The 15,528-nt window shown below is 69.6% G+C and carries 16 protein-coding genes; 11 read left to right on the forward strand and 5 right to left on the reverse strand.

Annotated elements, in window-relative coordinates:
• Nucleotides 1-102: 102 nt before the first annotated feature.
• Both N865_RS12820 and N865_RS12825 read right to left on the reverse strand, forming a co-directional pair.
• Nucleotides 103-810 carry a PadR family transcriptional regulator gene (locus N865_RS12820; protein WP_051510530.1) on the reverse strand — a complete coding sequence of 236 codons (708 nt, stop codon included), beginning with the start codon at nucleotides 808-810 and terminating at the stop codon, nucleotides 103-105.
• Nucleotides 811-968: 158 nt separating this feature from the next.
• Nucleotides 969-2,765: a sigma-54-dependent Fis family transcriptional regulator gene (locus N865_RS12825; RefSeq protein WP_034806534.1), complete on the reverse strand. Its 1,797-nt coding sequence runs from the start codon at nucleotides 2,763-2,765 to the stop codon at nucleotides 969-971.
• A gap of 265 nt (nucleotides 2,766-3,030) precedes the next feature.
• Here N865_RS12825 and N865_RS12830 point away from each other — a divergent pair, with 265 nt between their 5' ends.
• The 9 genes from N865_RS12830 (at nucleotide 3,031) to N865_RS23735 (ending at nucleotide 12,264) form a co-directional block, all read left to right on the forward strand.
• On the forward strand, nucleotides 3,031-4,662 hold the full coding sequence (locus tag N865_RS12830; RefSeq protein WP_034806537.1) for a ferritin family protein: 1,632 nt from the start codon (nucleotides 3,031-3,033) through the stop codon (nucleotides 4,660-4,662).
• 182 nt (nucleotides 4,663-4,844) lie between these two features.
• Complete coding sequence (locus N865_RS12835; protein ID WP_034806540.1) at nucleotides 4,845-5,927, forward strand: FAD-binding oxidoreductase; 1,083 nt, start codon at nucleotides 4,845-4,847, stop codon at nucleotides 5,925-5,927.
• A 44-nt stretch (nucleotides 5,928-5,971) separates the two neighbouring features.
• Nucleotides 5,972-7,078: an aromatic/alkene monooxygenase hydroxylase subunit beta gene (locus N865_RS12840; RefSeq protein ID WP_034806543.1), complete on the forward strand. Its 1,107-nt coding sequence runs from the start codon at nucleotides 5,972-5,974 to the stop codon at nucleotides 7,076-7,078.
• A 2-nt stretch (nucleotides 7,079-7,080) separates the two neighbouring features.
• Complete coding sequence (gene mimD / locus N865_RS12845) at nucleotides 7,081-7,416, forward strand: propane 2-monooxygenase effector subunit MimD (protein ID WP_157557687.1); 336 nt, start codon at nucleotides 7,081-7,083, stop codon at nucleotides 7,414-7,416.
• A gap of 156 nt (nucleotides 7,417-7,572) precedes the next feature.
• Entirely contained in the window at nucleotides 7,573-8,613 is a 1,041-nt protein-coding gene (locus tag N865_RS12850; protein ID WP_034806548.1) for an amidohydrolase family protein, read from the forward strand.
• Nucleotides 8,610-9,398 carry a metal-sulfur cluster assembly factor gene (locus N865_RS12855; RefSeq protein ID WP_084328197.1) on the forward strand — a complete coding sequence of 263 codons (789 nt, stop codon included), beginning with the start codon at nucleotides 8,610-8,612 and terminating at the stop codon, nucleotides 9,396-9,398. The genes N865_RS12850 and N865_RS12855 overlap by 4 nt, the downstream gene beginning before the upstream one ends.
• On the forward strand, nucleotides 9,395-10,420 hold the full coding sequence (locus tag N865_RS12860) for an NAD(P)-dependent alcohol dehydrogenase (protein ID WP_034806551.1): 1,026 nt from the start codon (nucleotides 9,395-9,397) through the stop codon (nucleotides 10,418-10,420). Before N865_RS12855 ends, N865_RS12860 begins: the two co-directional genes overlap by 4 nt.
• A gap of 70 nt (nucleotides 10,421-10,490) precedes the next feature.
• Entirely contained in the window at nucleotides 10,491-12,140 is a 1,650-nt protein-coding gene (groL, locus tag N865_RS12865) for a chaperonin GroEL (protein WP_034806560.1), read from the forward strand.
• A gap of 1 nt (nucleotide 12,141) precedes the next feature.
• Nucleotides 12,142-12,264 (forward strand): hypothetical protein, encoded by a 123-nt coding sequence (locus tag N865_RS23735; protein ID WP_281173498.1) that lies wholly within the window; start codon nucleotides 12,142-12,144, stop codon nucleotides 12,262-12,264.
• Between the two features lie 64 nt (nucleotides 12,265-12,328).
• Here N865_RS23735 and N865_RS12870 read toward each other — a convergent pair whose 3' ends face one another.
• Nucleotides 12,329-12,535 carry a hypothetical protein gene (locus N865_RS12870; protein ID WP_034806563.1) on the reverse strand — a complete coding sequence of 69 codons (207 nt, stop codon included), beginning with the start codon at nucleotides 12,533-12,535 and terminating at the stop codon, nucleotides 12,329-12,331.
• A gap of 57 nt (nucleotides 12,536-12,592) precedes the next feature.
• Nucleotides 12,593-13,051 (reverse strand): MarR family winged helix-turn-helix transcriptional regulator, encoded by a 459-nt coding sequence (locus N865_RS12875; protein WP_034806566.1) that lies wholly within the window; start codon nucleotides 13,049-13,051, stop codon nucleotides 12,593-12,595.
• Between the two features lie 61 nt (nucleotides 13,052-13,112).
• On the opposite strand from N865_RS12875, the gene N865_RS12880 reads away from it, so the two are divergent.
• The gene (locus N865_RS12880) at nucleotides 13,113-13,544 is read left to right on the forward strand and encodes an organic hydroperoxide resistance protein (RefSeq protein ID WP_034806569.1); all 432 of its coding nucleotides are present in this window, start codon (nucleotides 13,113-13,115) and stop codon (nucleotides 13,542-13,544) included.
• A 56-nt stretch (nucleotides 13,545-13,600) separates the two neighbouring features.
• Nucleotides 13,601-14,602, forward strand: coding sequence for an NADP-dependent oxidoreductase (locus tag N865_RS12885; RefSeq protein ID WP_034806572.1), 1,002 nt, complete (start codon nucleotides 13,601-13,603; stop codon nucleotides 14,600-14,602).
• A gap of 97 nt (nucleotides 14,603-14,699) precedes the next feature.
• On the opposite strand, the gene N865_RS12890 is transcribed toward N865_RS12885, so the two are convergent.
• Nucleotides 14,700-15,356, reverse strand: coding sequence for a hypothetical protein (locus N865_RS12890; protein ID WP_157557686.1), 657 nt, complete (start codon nucleotides 15,354-15,356; stop codon nucleotides 14,700-14,702).
• Nucleotides 15,357-15,528 lie beyond the last annotated feature (172 nt).

Consider the following 15,528-nt stretch of genomic DNA (forward strand, 5'->3'; position numbering starts at 1 on the left):
AGGCTCGTCGTGTGCCTTGAGTGCCGTCAGGCAGGTCGTCCGCGACCGACTCGAGGAAATGGCCCCCGGTCCGGCGTTGCAGCGCCTGGCCGGGGGTTCTCGTCAGGCCCCGGGATCGGGGCCGTTCGGCAGGGCGTCGCTCGCCAGGATGCGTCCCTCCTCTCCGAGGTATCCGACGGGATCGGTGAGGATCTCCTCCATGGGGGTGCCGGACGCGCGCAGCTCGTGGAGGCGGCGCCAGGTGGCGGTGCCCCCGAGCGCGCCCGAGCGGATGTCCGCGGCGAGCCCGGCGGCATACCCCCGCTCGGCGCGCAGCATGGCCTCGCGGAAGGTGCCCTCGACGAGGAAGACCTCCGGTATGCCGTTCTCGCGGGCCCACGCGTTGGCCGCTGCGATGGACCGCAGCTCGATCTCGAGCTTGCCGACCCGTTCCTCGAGCAGGCGCGCTGCCTCGTCCGGCGCGAGGCCGGCGATGAGGGAGAGCGCCGACTCGAGCGAGGACGGGTCGGCCGAGGGCGTGCTCAGCAGCTCGGAGAGCCAGTCCTCGAACTCGTCCATGCCGGCCGGGGTGATCTCGTAGACGGTTCGCTCCGGCCGGTTGCCCTCACGGATCTTCTCCCGTTCGGCGATGAGTCCGTGCTTCTCGAGGGCGGCGACGACCGCGTAGAGCGAGCCGTAGTTGAGGCGGATGCTCTTCTCCTTGCCGCGATGGCGCAGGGTCGAGCTGATCTCGTACGGGTGCATGGGCCGCTCGCCGAGGCACCCGAGCACCGCAAGGGCGAGGGGGTTGTTCACGCGACGGCGAGTCATGATGGCCTCCAGTTCGAATACTCGAAACAGAGTATTCCGAATGGAGGTCGTTGGCAAGCAACAAGGAGCCGCCGCGCGACGGGTCGCCAGCGCAGGCTCCCGCGGCGGCCGAGGTCAGGGGAGGCCGGGGAAGGCGGGAGGGTGGGGGGAGTGCCGGCTCAGGGCCGGGAGTCGATCATGTAGCCCCGGATCTTGCGGTAGATCGTGGCCCGTGACATCCCCAGGTGACGGGCGGCGAGGGCCTTGTTGCCGCCGTGGTCGTCGAGGGCGCGCGTGATCGCGTCACGTTCGAGGGCCTCGAGCGGGGTGAGGCTGCGACGACCAACGGCCATGCACTCGGGAGGCAGGTCGGCGAGCTCGATCGTCCCGCTCCGCTTGGTGGCCATGATCTTGCGCAGCGTGTCGCGCAGCTGGGCGACGTTGCGTGGCCACGGGTGCCGCGCCAGCTGGTTCAGCGCCGCTGACGAGATCTGCAGCTCCCTGCCCGGGGAGGCCGAGAGTGACCTCAGCAAGTAGGGGATGACGACGCGGATGTCCTCGGGCCGGTGCCGGAGCGGCTCGAGCACGACCGTGCGGTCGAAGCAGGGGACGATCTGCGTCTCGACAGCCTCGTTGCGCACGGACGGGGTTCGTGTCGCCACGACCCACCGACCCGGGGCCGAGTGCGAGCGGCCCGACTCCTGGACGAGCAGCGTCGACACTGGCTCGACCAGCTGGGCCGGCAGGAGATCGAGGTGGCGGATCACGAGCGTGCCCTCCTCGGCATCGAGCTCCTCCGCCAGCGCGTCGAACCATCCCTCCGGGTCCGCCGCGGCGGCGGCCGCGTCGAGGACCCGGAAGTGACGCCCGGGGGTCTGCGCGAGGTGGACTCCTCGCGCCAGCGAGAAGGTGCCGACGCCGGGCTCGCCCTCGATGACGACCCACGTGTTGGTCCGGTGGGACTCGAGCACCTGCATGATCGCCCGGACCCACTCGGGGCTCGTCCCCGCGACGCCCGGCAGGTTCACGGGCACCGGCCGCGACGCGGCGGCGGCCTTGCCCCCGACCATCGTCGAGGGCTCGTGCAGCTGCACGCGGAAGACTCCACCGACCACGCGGGCGCCCACGGACGAGGGCCGGTAGTCGAGCCGGGCCACCGTCCCGCTCGGGAGGTCGGCGACGAGGGTGAGCGGTGAGTGCTCGCCGATGGCATCACCCGTACGCGCGACGAGCGCGGTGCGGTCGGCGGCGTCGAGCCGCTGCTGCGTCAGGCGGTTCATCATGACGACCTCGGCGCCCAGGGCGAGGACCGGGCCCGTCGCGTGACGACAGGCCGCGAGGTAGTCACGCAACAGCGTCATCTCGCTCACCGAGACCTTGGCGAGGATCTCGGCCTCGATCCGTTCGGCGATCGACCGGGCATAGGTCAGGAGCAGTCCGTTGGAGACACCGGCGGCACACGTCAGGTCGAGGACGCCGACGAGCGCCCCACTGATGGGGTGGTGGCTCGGCGCCCCCGCGCAGGCGAACATCATGAGTGGCTCGGTGAAGTGCTCGCTGCCGACGATGAGGGTCGGCGTCCGAGTGAGCAACGCCGTGCCGATGCCGTTGGTCCCGACGGACTCCTCGGCGTACGTGAAGCCGGGCGCGAGACTGACCTTCTCGAGCCGCTTGCCGAGCGCCGGATCCGTGCACAACCGATGGATGACCCGGCCGAACTGGTCGGCGAAGATCATGCTCACCGGCTCGTCCCCGAGCTGGTCTGCGACGCTCGCGAGGACCTGGCCCACGAGGAGGTGGGTCTCGGACTCGCCGAGCCCGGCGGCATACGACGGCTCGACGAGCTCGGGGTTGACCCCTGCCTGGGTGCTGCGCTGCCACGACTGCCCCACGACCTCGCGCACCGTCCCCGCGACGACGCCCGACGTGATGAAGTGGTCCCTGGCCAGCTCGAGCTCCTGGGTGCGGTGGCCCACGGCTCACCTCCTGGCTCCTGGCGGTCGCGACGTCGCGCCCGCGCGGTTCTGCCCAGTGTCCGTGCGGTGTGCCGGCTTCGGCAAGGAACGTCTCAGCCCCCACGCAGGCGCTGTCTCAAAGTGAGACGCGGCCGGTCGAGCCCGCGCCCGCTCTCACATTGAGACAGCCACGCCCTCGTCCTCCGACGAGTCTCCTCTCACACGGCGAAAGCATCCGCCGAACCGGCTCGGTCCGCCCGGACCGACCCGACACCAGGAGGCAAGAGTGAGCAGACAGAGTCTGACGAAGGCCCACGCCAAGATCTCCGAGCTGACGTGGGAGCCGACCTTCGCGACGCCCGCGACGCGCTTCGGCACGGACTACACGTTCGAGAAGGCTCCGAAGAAGGACCCGCTCAAGCAGATCATGCGGTCCTACTTCCCGATGGAGGAGGAGAAGGACAACCGCGTCTTCGGCGCGATGGACGGTGCGGTGCGCGGGAACATGTTCCGCCAGGTCCAGCAGCGCTGGCTCGAGTGGCAGAAGCTGTTCCTGTCGATCATCCCGTTCCCCGAGATTTCGGCCGCCCGCGCCATGCCGATGGCGATCGACGCGGTGCCCAACCCGGAGATCCACAACGGGCTCGCGGTCCAGATGATCGACGAGGTTCGTCACTCGACGATCCAGATGAACCTCAAGAAGCTCTACATGAACCAGTACATCGACCCGGCCGGGTTCGACATGACGGAGAAGGCGTTCGCGAACAACTACGCGGGCACCATCGGGCGGCAGTTCGGTGAGGGCTTCATCACCGGCGACGCCATCACCGCCGCCAACATCTACCTGACCGTCGTCGCGGAGACGGCCTTCACCAACACGCTCTTCGTGGCCATGCCCGACGAGGCCGCCGCGAACGGCGACTACCTGCTGCCGACGGTCTTCCACTCCGTCCAGTCGGACGAGTCGCGGCACATCTCCAACGGCTACTCGATCCTGCTCATGGCCCTGGCCGACGAGCGCAACCGGCCGCTCCTCGAGCGCGACCTGCGTTACGCCTGGTGGAACAACCACTGCGTCGTCGACGCGGCCATCGGCACGTTCATCGAGTACGGCACGAAGGACCGCCGCAAGGACCGCGAGAGCTACGCCGAGATGTGGCGCCGCTGGATCTACGACGACTACTACCGCAGCTACCTGCTGCCGCTGGAGAAGTACGGCCTCACCATCCCGCACGACCTCGTCGAGGAGGCCTGGAACCGGATCACGAACAAGGGCTACGTGCACGAGGTCGCCCGGTTCTTCGCCACCGGCTGGCCGGTCAACTACTGGCGCATCGACACCATGACGGACACCGACTTCGCGTGGTTCGAGGAGAAGTACCCCGGCTGGTACAGCAAGTACGGAAAGTGGTGGGAGAACTACAACCGCCTCGCCTACCCGGGCCGCAACAAGCCGATCGCCTTCGAGGACGTGGGCTACCAGTACCCGCACCGCTGCTGGACCTGTATGGTGCCGGCCCTCATTCGTGAGGACATGGTCGTCGAGAAGGTCGACGACCAGTGGCGGACCTACTGCTCTGAGACGTGCTACTGGACGGACGCCGTCGCGTTCCGTCCCGAGTACGAGGGTCGTGAGACACCGAACATGGGCCGTCTCACCGGCTTCCGTGAGTGGGAGACGCTGCACCACAACAAGGACCTCGCCGACATCGTCAAGGACCTCGGTTACGTGCGGGACGACGGCAAGACCCTCATCGGGCAGCCGCACCTCGACCTCGACCCCCAGAAGATGTGGACCCTCGACGACATCCGCGGCAACACGTTCATGAGCCCCAACGTGCTCCTCAACGAGATGTCCGACGCCGAGCGCGAGGCCCACGTCGCGGAGTACCGGGCGAACGGCACGAAGGTCGCCTGAGGCGACCTCGGACCCATCGGCCGGCTCCACGCCGGATCGGGTTGGCGGCGCGGCCAGGGATGAGCCGCGCCGCCAACCCCCGGGGCAACCCGGGGCTTGCACCGACATGAGCCGACTCGCACTGACATGAACCGGCGCGAATCATCCAGAGCCGGCACGAAACGACACGAAAGGAGGCCCCCGTGGCCGACACCCACAAGATCTACTTCGAACCCGTCGACATCGAGATGGAGGTCGGCGAGGACGAGAAGATCCTCGACGCCGCGTTCCGTCAGGGCATCCACCTCATGCACGGGTGCCGCGAGGGCCAGTGCTCGGCCTGCAAGAGCTACGTCCTCGACGGCGAGATCCAGATGGAGCGCTACTCGACGTTCGCCTGCAACGACGCCGAGGTCGACGAGGGGTACGTCCTGCTCTGCCGGGCGCACGCCTACAGCGACTGCACCATCGAGCTGCTCAACTTCGACGAGGACGAGCTGCTCGGTGGGGTGCCGATCCAGGACGTGCGCACCCGGGTCACGGCCATCGAACCGATGACGCGCGACATCGTGTCGCTGCGCCTGACGGCGGTCGAGCCGTCGACCTACGAGTTCAAGCCCGGCCAGTACAGCGACATCACCATCCCCGGGACGGACGAGCACCGATCGTTCTCCATGGCGACGACGCAGTCCACCCCGGGCGAGGTCGAGTTCCTCATCAAGAAGTACCCGGGCGGGAGGTTCTCGGCGCTGCTCGAGGACGGCCTCGCGGTCGGTGACGAGCTTCACGTCAACGGTCCGTACGGCTCCTTCACCATCAAGGAGGGGCACGTCCTTCCCGTCGTGTGCATCGGGGGAGGGGCGGGGATGGCCCCCATCCTCTCGCTCCTGCGCCACCTCAACGAGACCGGGAGCACCCGCCCCGTCCGCTTCTACTACGGCGCCCGGACGGCGGCCGACCTCTTCTACGTCGAGCAGATCCTCGCCCTCGGCGCGGGCCTGCGTGACTTCGAGTTCGTCCCCTGCCTGTCCGAGGAGCTCCCGGAGCGCCCGGAGGCGGGCTCGTCATCCGCAGACGCGGGTATGCCGTCCGGCCTGCTCCTCGAGGCCGGCAACGTCACCGACGTGGTGGCGCGGCGCGAGGCCGACCTCGCGAGGTGCGAGGTCTACCTGTGCGGTCCGCCACCCATGGTCGATGCCGCGCTGGTGTTCCTCGAGGCACAGCACGTGCCGAGTGACCAGGTCTTCCACGACTCGTTCACGAGCCCGGTGACCGTCTCGGCCTGACCGACCGACATCCACGAACCACCCACACCAACAACGGAGTTGACATGGTTGACATCACCGACCAGAAGACGCGCAGCTTCCCCACGATCGAGTTCACGGACTCCGAGGCCGGCGCCCTGGAGTTCCCCAGCTCGAAGAGCCGCACGTACAACTACTACAAGCCGGCCAAGCTCCGGGCGACGATGTACGAGGACGTCACCGTCGACGTGCAGCCCGACCCGGACCGACACCTGACCCAGGGCTGGATCTACGGCTTCGGCAACGGCCCCGGCGGCTACCCGAAGGAGTGGACGAAGGCCCAGTCCTCCAACTGGCACGCCTTCCTCGACCCCAACGAGGAGTGGGAGCAGACGATCTACCGCAACAACTCGGCGGTCGTCCGCCAGGTGAGTCTCTGCCTGGAGAACGCCAAGCGGGCGCGGGCCTACGAGGGCTGGAACCACGCCTGGGTGACCTTCATCCAGCGCAACCTCGGGGCGTGGATGCACGCGGAGAACGGCATCGCCCTGCACGTCTTCACCTCGATCCAGCGGTCCGCACCGACGAACATGATCAACAACGCCGTGGCGGTGGCTGCGGCGCACAAGATGCGCTTCGCCCAGGACCTCGCCCTCTACAACCTCGACCTGTCGGAGGCGGGGATCGACTTCGACGGTGGGGCACACCGGGACGTCTGGCAGAACGCGCCCGAGTGGCAGCCGACGCGTCGGGCCGTCGAGGAGCTCACGGCGGTCGGCGACTGGGCCGAGCTGACCTTCGCGACGAACATCGTCTTCGAGCAGCTCGTCGGCCAGCTCTTCCGGAGCGAGCTCGTCATGCAGATCTCCGCGCGCAACGGCGACTACATCACCCCGACGCTCGTCGGCACGGGGGAGAACGACTACGCCCGGGACCTCGCGGCCTCGCGCACCCTCTTCCAGCTGCTCGTCCGCGACGAGGAGCACGGCGCCGCCAACAAGGAGCTCTTCGGCCGGTGGCTGTCCACCTGGGTCCCGAAGTGCCTCGCCGCGGCCCAGGCGCTGCAGCCGATCTGGTCGCAGCCCGCCGAGAAGACCATCACCTTCGCCACGTCCCTCGACGCGGCCAAGGACAAGTTCCGCACCCTGCTCGAGGAGATCGGGCTCGACATTCCGAAGGAGTTGGACCAGTGAGCATGCAGTTCGGTTCGGAGGCGACGTTCTCCAACATGTGCGGGGTCACCCTGATGAACACCCCGGTCGGCCGCGTCGTGGCCGAGGTCATGGGCGGCAAGGAGGGCGTCGAGCTCACCGAGTACCCCTCGATGATCCGGGTCGACGGCACGAGGCTGCTCAGCTTCGACTACGAGGAGCTCACCGAGGCGCTCGGCACCGAGTTCGACGGCTCGGTCTTCGAGGAGATCAGCTCCACCCACTACGGGCGGATGGTCCACCTCGACGACAAGACGATGCTCTTCGCCAGCCCCGAGGACGCCGCCGAGTACATCGGCTTCGACCTCAGCGTCCACTGATCCCAGCCGAAGCCACTGGCGCGCCGAGCAGTTCGTATGCCGCTGGGCCGGCACCGACCCAGCGTGGCCACGGCGGCCGGCTCAGCGGCATACCGGCGCAGGACGCCGGCTCCACCCCCGCGTTTCATCCCGACCACACGAAGAAGTGAGGAACCCATGTACGAGAAGAACGGCGAGAAGTACTACGTCGTCGACGCCCACGTCGCCCTGTGGGACGGCCGTGAGTCGAACCAGAAGAACATCCACGGCAAGCAGTTCATCGACTGCTTCTACGACTACCACAAGAACCTCAGCCCCGAGGAGGTCGTGTGGGACTACGACGCCTACACCTACTACGGCGGCGAACGGCTCATGAAGGACCTCTTCGTCGACGGCTACGTCGACCACGCGATCTTCCAGCCGGCCTTCCTCGGTGACTTCTACGAGAACGGGTTCGGGCAGACCGAGGAGGCGTGGGCCCTCACGCAGGCCAACCCGGGCAAGCTCACCTACAACCACAACTTCGACCCGCGCAACGGGCAGGCCGGTCTCGACCAGCTGCGGCGCGACGCCGAGCGCTTCGGCCTCAAGGGCGTCAAGCTCTACACGGCCGAGTGGCGCGGTGACTCGCGCGGCTACAAGCTGACCGACCCGTGGACCTACCGGTACCTCGAGGCCTGCGAAGAGCTCGGCATCACGAACATCCACATCCACAAGGGCCCGACGATCATCCCGCTCGACCGTGATGCCTTCGACGTCGCCGACGTCGACGCGGTGGCGACCGACTTCCAGGGGCTCAACTTCGTCGTCGAGCACTGCGGGCTGCCGCGCCTCGAGGACTTCTGCTGGATCGCCACGCAGGAGACCAACGTCCACGCCGGCCTCGCCGTCGCCATCCCGTTCATCCACACGAGGCCGCGGTACTTCGCCCAGATCATCGGCGAGCTCCTCTACTGGGTCGGCGAGGACAAGATCCAGTTCTCCAGCGACTACGCCCTGTGGACACCGAAGTGGCTCGTCGAGAAGTTCGTCGACTTCCAGATCCCCGAGGCCATGACGGAGTACGCGCCGCTGACGACGACGGCCAAGAAGAAGATCCTCGGACTCAACGCGGCGAAGATGTACGGCCTCGACGTGCCCGAGGAGCTGCGGCTCGCCGACACCGGCGAGGTCGGCCTCGAGGTCGCCGCAGGGGCCAAGGAGAGCGTGCTGTCATGAGCGCCGTCGCCACTCCGGTCGTGTCGCCGGCGCCGCGGGACCGCGCCTCGGCGCGGCGCGGGGCATCCCTGGCGAACGACGTGATCGAGGCCCTGACCACCGTCAAGGACCCCGAGCTGGACGAGCCGATCACCGAGCTCGGCTTCGTCCGCTCCGTGGCCCTGCACCCGTCGGGGGTCACGGTGCACCTGCGGCTGCCGACGTCGTTCTGCGCGCCGAACTTCGCCTACCTCATGGTCTCCGACGCCCAGGACGCGCTGCGTCGGGTGCCGGGGGCGGCCCGCGTCACGGTGCTCCTCGACGACCACCACGACTCGGACAAGATCAACGCCGGGATCGCCGCGGACGCCGGCTACCTCGGGACGTTCGGCGCCGAGGCGGCCGAGAGCCTCGACGCCCTCCGGCTCACCTTCCAGCGCAAGGCCCACACGGCCGCGATGGAGCGGTGCGTCATGGCCGCGCTGACCTCGGGGGCGGCGCGGCTGGAGGACCTCGGGAGCCTGACTCTCGGGGACCTCGCGGGCGGTCCCACCAAGGAGGCGCTGCTGAGGCGACGGGCCGACATCGGGCTGGGCCTCGCTCCCGGCGACCTGGTCGTCGTCGACGAGCACGGGGACGCCGTGCCCGACGAGGAGCTGCCGCTCCGGCTGCGCCTCGCCACCTCGGTGCGGATCTCCATCGAGGGCAACGCCCACTTCTGCCGGGGTCTGCTCGCGACGCGGTACGCGAACGGCGACTCCGACGCCATCACCACCGACATCACGGACACGAGGAGCACGTCATGAGGGCCGTCCAGGTCATCGGGTACCACACCAAGCTGCAGCTGACGGAGGTGCCGGAGCCCCAGGTGACGGGACCGCTCGACGTCATCGTCAGGATCGGCGGGGCCGGCGTGTGCCGCACCGACATCCACATCCTCGAGGGGCAGTGGGCGGAGAAGTCGGGGGTCGCCCTGCCGTACACGATCGGCCACGAGAACGCAGGGTGGGTGCACGCCGTCGGCGACGCCGTCACCAACGTCACGGTCGGTGACAAGGTCATCCTCCACCCGCTCATCACGTGCGGCCTCTGCCGGGCGTGCCGCTCCGGCGACGACGTGCACTGCGAGAACAGCCAGTTCCCCGGCATCGACACCAACGGCGGCTACGCGCAGTACCTGCGCACCACCGCCCGCAGCGTCGTCAGGATCGACGACGCCCTCGAGCCCTCCGACGTGGCGGCGCTCGCGGATGCCGGCCTGACCGCCTACCACGCGGCCGCGAAGGCGGCCCGGGTCACGCGACCGGGCGACGTCTGCGTCATCATCGGCGCCGGCGGCCTCGGCCACATCGGCATCCAGGTGATGAAGGCCATCTCGGGGGCGACCGTCGTGGTCGTCGACCGGAACCCCGCCGCGGTCGCGCTCGCCACCGAGATCGGTGCCGATCACGGCGTCGTCGCGGACGGCACCCACGTCGAGAAGGTGCTGGAGCTGACCGGCGGCAAGGGCGCCGAGGCCGTCGTCGACTTCGTCGGCGAGGGTGGGGCGACCAAGGAGGGCACGGCGATGCTGCGTCGTGCCGGCAGCTACTTCGTCGTCGGCTACGGCGAGAACATCGACGTGCCGACGATCGATGTCATCTCGACCGAGATCAACTTCGTCGGCAACCTCGTCGGGTCGTACAACGACCTCCAGGAGCTCATGGTCCTCGCCGCCCAGGGGAAGGTCACGCTCCACACCACGAAGTACCCCCTGGACGAGTTCCAGCAGGCGATCGACGACCTCGACGCCGGGCTCGTGCGCGGACGCGCGATTCTCATCCCCTGAAGGGGCGGCACCGGCCGCCTCCCGGCGGTCGGTGTCTCTCCCTTTCCGAATCACGAAGGACTGACACACCATGGCCAAGGAACTGCGCTTCAACACGGACGCCCGACGACTCCTCGAGTCGGGTGTCAACGCCCTGGCGGACGCCGTCAAGGTGACCCTCGGACCCAAGGGGCGCAACGCCGTCCTCGAGAAGCTGACCGGACCTCCGACGATCACCAACGACGGCGTCACGATCGCCCGCGAGATCCAGCTGCGCGAGCCGTTCGCCAACATGGGCGCCCAGCTCGTCAAGGAAGTCGCGATGAAGACCAACGGGGTCGTCGGCGACGGGACGACGACGGCGACGGTGCTCGCCCAGGCCATGGTCCGGGAGGGCCTGCGCGCCGTCGACGCGGGGGCCAACCCCATGCGCGTGCGCCGGGGCATCGAGCGGACCGTGCCGATCGTCGTCGAGACGCTCGCGGGCTGGGCCGCCGAGGTGGCCGGCCTCGAGGACCTGCGGCACATCGCGACCCTGGCCGCGAGCGACGACGAGGCGATCGGGCACGTCGTGGCCGAGGCGGTGGACGCGGTGGGCCGGCGCGGGATCGTGACGACCGAGGAGTCCGACGACCTCGGCCTCTCGGTCTCGGTCGTCGACGGCATCGAGTTCGACCACGGCTACATCTCGGCGTACATGGTCACCGACCGTGAGCGGATGGAGACCGTCTACGAGAACCCGCTCATCCTGCTGACCAACAAGAAGATCAGCCAGGTCCAGGAGATCATGCCGACGATCGAGGTGGCCAAGCGCGCGGACCGCCCGCTCGTCGTGCTTGCCGAGGACGTCGACGGCCCGGCCCTTCAGCTCCTCGTCGGCGGCAACATGCACCACACGATGCAGTCCGTCGTCGTGCGGGCTCCCGGGTTCGGGCACCGCCGCGTCGCGGAGCTCGAGGACCTCGCGATCGCGCTCGGGGGTCAGGTCATCGCCAAGGACACCGGCCTCGAGCTGGGCGAGGTCACCCGCGCCCACCTCGGCTCGTGCGACCGGATCACCATCACGGAGGGTTCGACGACCATCGTCGGCGGCCATGGCGACCCCTCGCTCGTCGAGTCGCGGATCCGGCAGCTGGAGACGCAGCTCGACCGGGCGCGTATCGACGCAGACCAGGACAGCCTCCAGCTCCGCACGGCCCGCCTGTCCGGTCGGGTCGCGGTCATCAAGGTCGGCGGAGCGACGAGCGTCGAGCTCAAGGAGCGCATGCTCCGCGTCGACGACTCGCTCGCCGCGACGCGCGCGGCCCTCGAGCAGGGGATCGTGGCCGGCGGCGGCACCGCCCTGACCCAGGCGCAGGACGCGGTCTCGCGCGTCGAGCTGACCGGCGACGAGGCCGTGGGGCGTGAGGTGGTCCGTCGTGCCCTTCCAGAGCCGCTTCGGTGGATCGCGATCAACGCGGGCTTCGACGGCGACGAGGTCGTCGCGAAGGTCGCGGCCCTACCGGTCGGCCACGGCTTCAACGCCCTCGAGGGCTGCTACGGCGACATGTCCGAGTTCGGCGTCATGGACCCGCTCAAGGTGACCCGCGCGGCCCTCGAGGCCTCGGCCTCGATCGCGGCCCTCATCATCACCACCGAGACCGCGATCGTCGAGGAGGTCGTGGGCAACCCCGGCGCCATCTACGCACCCGGGTTCGGTGACCTCGCCGAGGGCCTCGTCCGTCCGAGCAACATCTACTGAGATGGCCGTCCTCCAGGTCGTCGCGGTGCTCGTGCCGGTGGTGCTCCCACGCCTGCTGTGGGGGCGCGCTCAGCGACGCCGGCTGAGCGTGCTCGTCTGGTCCGGTCACCTCGACCGGTCCTGAGGGATGAACGAAGCCGCCCTCCACCGTTCGGTGGGGGGCGGCTTCGTCGTCGGCGCGCTCGGGATCAGCCCGCCTCGGGAACATGGTCGCCTGCGCGGCGGGCCACACACGACGGGCAGCGGCCGAGGACGGTGACCTCGACGTGCTCGATGACGAACCCGCTTCCGTCGCCCGGAGGCAGGCATCGCGGGGGCTGCCCGCTGGACTCGATGCAGCGGCGCTCGCCGCACTCACGGCAGCGGAGCATCTCGAGACGGGACTGGTGCGGCATGGCACCACGCAACCACCGGTGTCCACCGCGGACAACGGTTCTTCTCACGTTGAGACGTCACGGCTCCTGGAGCGCCTCGGTGACCGACCGGAGGGTCTGCCGGAGCTCGACGAGCTGGGCCCGCGTGAGGCCGCTGCGCCGGGCGATCTGGTGTGGGACGTCACCGAGCGCGGCGAGCCGGTCGCGGCCCGCGGCCGTGACGGAGACGAGGACCCGGCGCTCGTCCTCGGGGTCGCGGGCTCGCCCGACCAGCCCGGCCGCCTCCATGCGCTTGAGCAGCGGCGAGAGGGTCCCCGAGTCGAGGCGCATGAGCTCGCCGAGCCGCCCGACCGTGAGCGGCCCGTGCTCGCCCACCGTCATGAGGGCGATGTACTGCGGGTAGGAGAGCCCGTGCTCGCCCAGCAGCTCGCGGTAGACGGCGTCGAAGGCCCGCACCGTCGTGTGCATGGCGTAGCAGATCTGCTGCTCGAGGCTCAGGGCCGCCGACGAGGGCGGGGTCGGGTTGGACGGGCTCATGGGTCAAGCGTACTATCTAATTGCGCACAATTGAATTGCGCACGACAGACTAGGAGAACGCATGAGCACCGCCGCCACCGACCGCGTCAGCTACGTCGCCTCGGCGACCGCCTCGGGCCGCGAGGGCCGAGCCGTCACCTCCGACGGCCGCCTCGACGTCACCCTCGCCGCGCCGCGCGAGCTCGGCGGATCGGGCGAGGGCACCAACCCCGAGCAGCTGTTCGCGGCCGGCTACGCCGCGTGCTTCGCGAGCGCCCTCGGCCTCGTCGCCCGCCAGCGTCGCGTCGAGGGCTTCGACGCGGCCGTGACCGCGGACGTCAGCCTCAGCGGCAACGGCCGCCAGGGCTTCGGCCTCGCCGTCGTGCTCCACGTCGAGCTCCCGGAGGGTCTCGACCCCGAGCTGGGGAGGTCGCTCGTCGAGACCGCGCACCAGGTGTGCCCCTACTCGAACGCGACGCGCGGCAACATCCCCGTCGAGCTCGTCGTCGAGTGACGGCGGCTCCGACCGACGCACCACGTTCTGATCTCCCGCCCCGGAAGGAAACTCGAATGACCAAGCCCCGTGAGGTCCAGCTCACGTCCCGCCCCGTCGGCTGGCCGACAGCCGACGACTTCGCCCTCGTCGAGAGCGAGGTCCCGCCGCTTGCCGACGGCCAGCTCCTCGTCCGCAACGTCGTCATGTCGGTAGACCCCTACATGCGCGGCCGGATGAGCGCAGCCAAGTCCTACGCCGAGCCCTATGCGCTCGGCGAGGCGATGCACGGCGGCGCCGTCGGCGAGGTCCTCGAGTCGCGTGCGGAGGGTATTGCCCCCGGTGACCACGTCCTCCACGGCCTCGGCTGGCGCGAGGTCGCCGTCGTCGACGCGAGCCAGGCCCGCGTCGTCGACACGAGCGTCGCCCCCGCATCGGCCTACCTCGGCGTCCTCGGCATGACCGGCCTCACGGCCTACGCGGGACTCACCCGCATCGCGAGCTTCAAGCCCGGTGACATCGTCTTCGTGTCGGGTGCGGCGGGTGCCGTCGGCAGCGTCGTGGGCCAGATCGCCAAGGCGCTCGGTGCCGGTCGCGTCATCGGCAGCGCCGGCTCGCAGGAGAAGGTCGACTACCTCGTGGGCGAGCTCGGCTTCGACGCCGCGTTCAACTACAAGGACGGCGCCGTGCGCGACCTCCTCGCCCAGGCCGCGCCGGAGGGCATCGACGTCTACTTCGACAACGTCGGTGGCGAGCACCTCGAGGCCGCCATCGGGGCGCTCCGCCTCGGCGGGCGCATCGCCGTCTGCGGCGCCATCTCGGGCTACAACAACACGGAGGCCCCCCCCGGCCCCCGCAACCTCGTCCGCCTGATCCAGACGCGCGGCCTCATCCAGGGCTTCCTCGTCGGCGACCACTACGACCTCGCGGGCGAGTACGCCCAGAAGGCCGCGGGCTGGCTGGCCGACGGCACCCTCACCTCGCGCGAGACGTTCGCCGACGGGATCGACCACGCCGTCGACGCCTTCCTCGGTGTCCTGCGCGGTGAGAACACGGGGAAGATGATCGTCCGCCTCTGACCCGGCGCGACCGCTCACACGACCAACGGCGCGTATGCCGTGAGCCCGGCTCACGGCATACGCGCCGTCCTGTTCGGCGGGGATCCGAGGGGTTACATCACTCCGAGGCCCCGGTCAGCTCGGGCCGGCGGGCGAGCAGCAGGCCGAGCACGGCGTAGCCGAGGAGCAGGTGCGTCGCGCCGATCCACCGGGCCGCGCCGTCGCCGAGGACGACCATGCTCGGGACGGTCACGACAGCCCAGGTCTCGGCGACGAGAGGCCACCCGCGCAGGATGCCCCTCCAGCGCCCGGCGACCGCGACCTTGATGCCGATGACGAACATGCCGAGCATCGAGAGCGGCCAGAACACGTCGAGCACCATGATGGCCGGGCTGTCCTGAAGGGACTCCGGCGCGAGGCCATGGGCAAGGGACCAGAGCGACGCGAGCCCGAGGAGGACGAACTCCACTCGGACCATCGCCCGCGCGGCCCGCGACGTGCCCGTCGCGCTGGTGCGCAGCATCACCGTCAGGAGGGCGAAGACGCCGACCTGGAAGAGGAAGCCGGTGAGGTCGCCGACCCGGCCCCCGACCCCGTCGGCCGTCGGGCCGAAGACGAAGTTCGAGGCGGACCAGATCGTCGCGCCGGCGGTGAGGACCAGGCCGAGCCGGCTCACCCGGCGGCGATCGATCCCGATGGTGGCGCGCGTGGCGGCCCCGGTCGGGTCCGTGTCGGTCCGCGCGAGAGCCGGTGAGGTGTGGGTCGTGTCGGGCATGGAGTGCTCCTTCGTGTCGGTCGCGGTGCCGTGGTGCACCGCCTGACGCAACTCTCGGGCGGGCACGTCCCGGATCCCCCCGGTGGCGGGAGTCCGGTTCGCTGTCCCGGCCCCGGCCCGGGTACACCCGGGACACCGAACCCCGGACACCGGGACAGCAGCCTTGCGACGA

It is taken from the genome of Intrasporangium oryzae NRRL B-24470, assembly GCF_000576595.1.
GTDB lineage: Bacteria > Actinomycetota > Actinomycetes > Actinomycetales > Dermatophilaceae > Intrasporangium_C > Intrasporangium_C oryzae.

Coding starts and splice junctions, on each gene's coding strand:
- N865_RS12820 (WP_051510530.1), bottom strand. CDS start 810: ATGACTCGCCGTCGCGTGAACAACCCCCTCGCCCTTGCGGTGCTCGGG.
- N865_RS12840 (WP_034806543.1), top strand. CDS start 5,972: ATGGTTGACATCACCGACCAGAAGACGCGCAGCTTCCCCACGATCGAG.
- mimD (WP_157557687.1), top strand. CDS start 7,081: ATGCAGTTCGGTTCGGAGGCGACGTTCTCCAACATGTGCGGGGTCACC.
- N865_RS12850 (WP_034806548.1), top strand. CDS start 7,573: ATGTACGAGAAGAACGGCGAGAAGTACTACGTCGTCGACGCCCACGTC.
- N865_RS12855 (WP_084328197.1), top strand. CDS start 8,610: ATGAGCGCCGTCGCCACTCCGGTCGTGTCGCCGGCGCCGCGGGACCGC.
- N865_RS12860 (WP_034806551.1), top strand. CDS start 9,395: ATGAGGGCCGTCCAGGTCATCGGGTACCACACCAAGCTGCAGCTGACG.
- groL (WP_034806560.1), top strand. CDS start 10,491: ATGGCCAAGGAACTGCGCTTCAACACGGACGCCCGACGACTCCTCGAG.
- N865_RS23735 (WP_281173498.1), top strand. CDS start 12,142: ATGGCCGTCCTCCAGGTCGTCGCGGTGCTCGTGCCGGTGGTGCTCCCA.
- N865_RS12870 (WP_034806563.1), bottom strand. CDS start 12,535: ATGCCGCACCAGTCCCGTCTCGAGATGCTCCGCTGCCGTGAGTGCGGC.
- N865_RS12875 (WP_034806566.1), bottom strand. CDS start 13,051: ATGAGCCCGTCCAACCCGACCCCGCCCTCGTCGGCGGCCCTGAGCCTC.
- N865_RS12880 (WP_034806569.1), top strand. CDS start 13,113: ATGAGCACCGCCGCCACCGACCGCGTCAGCTACGTCGCCTCGGCGACC.
- N865_RS12885 (WP_034806572.1), top strand. CDS start 13,601: ATGACCAAGCCCCGTGAGGTCCAGCTCACGTCCCGCCCCGTCGGCTGG.
- N865_RS12890 (WP_157557686.1), bottom strand. CDS start 15,356: ATGCCCGACACGACCCACACCTCACCGGCTCTCGCGCGGACCGACACG.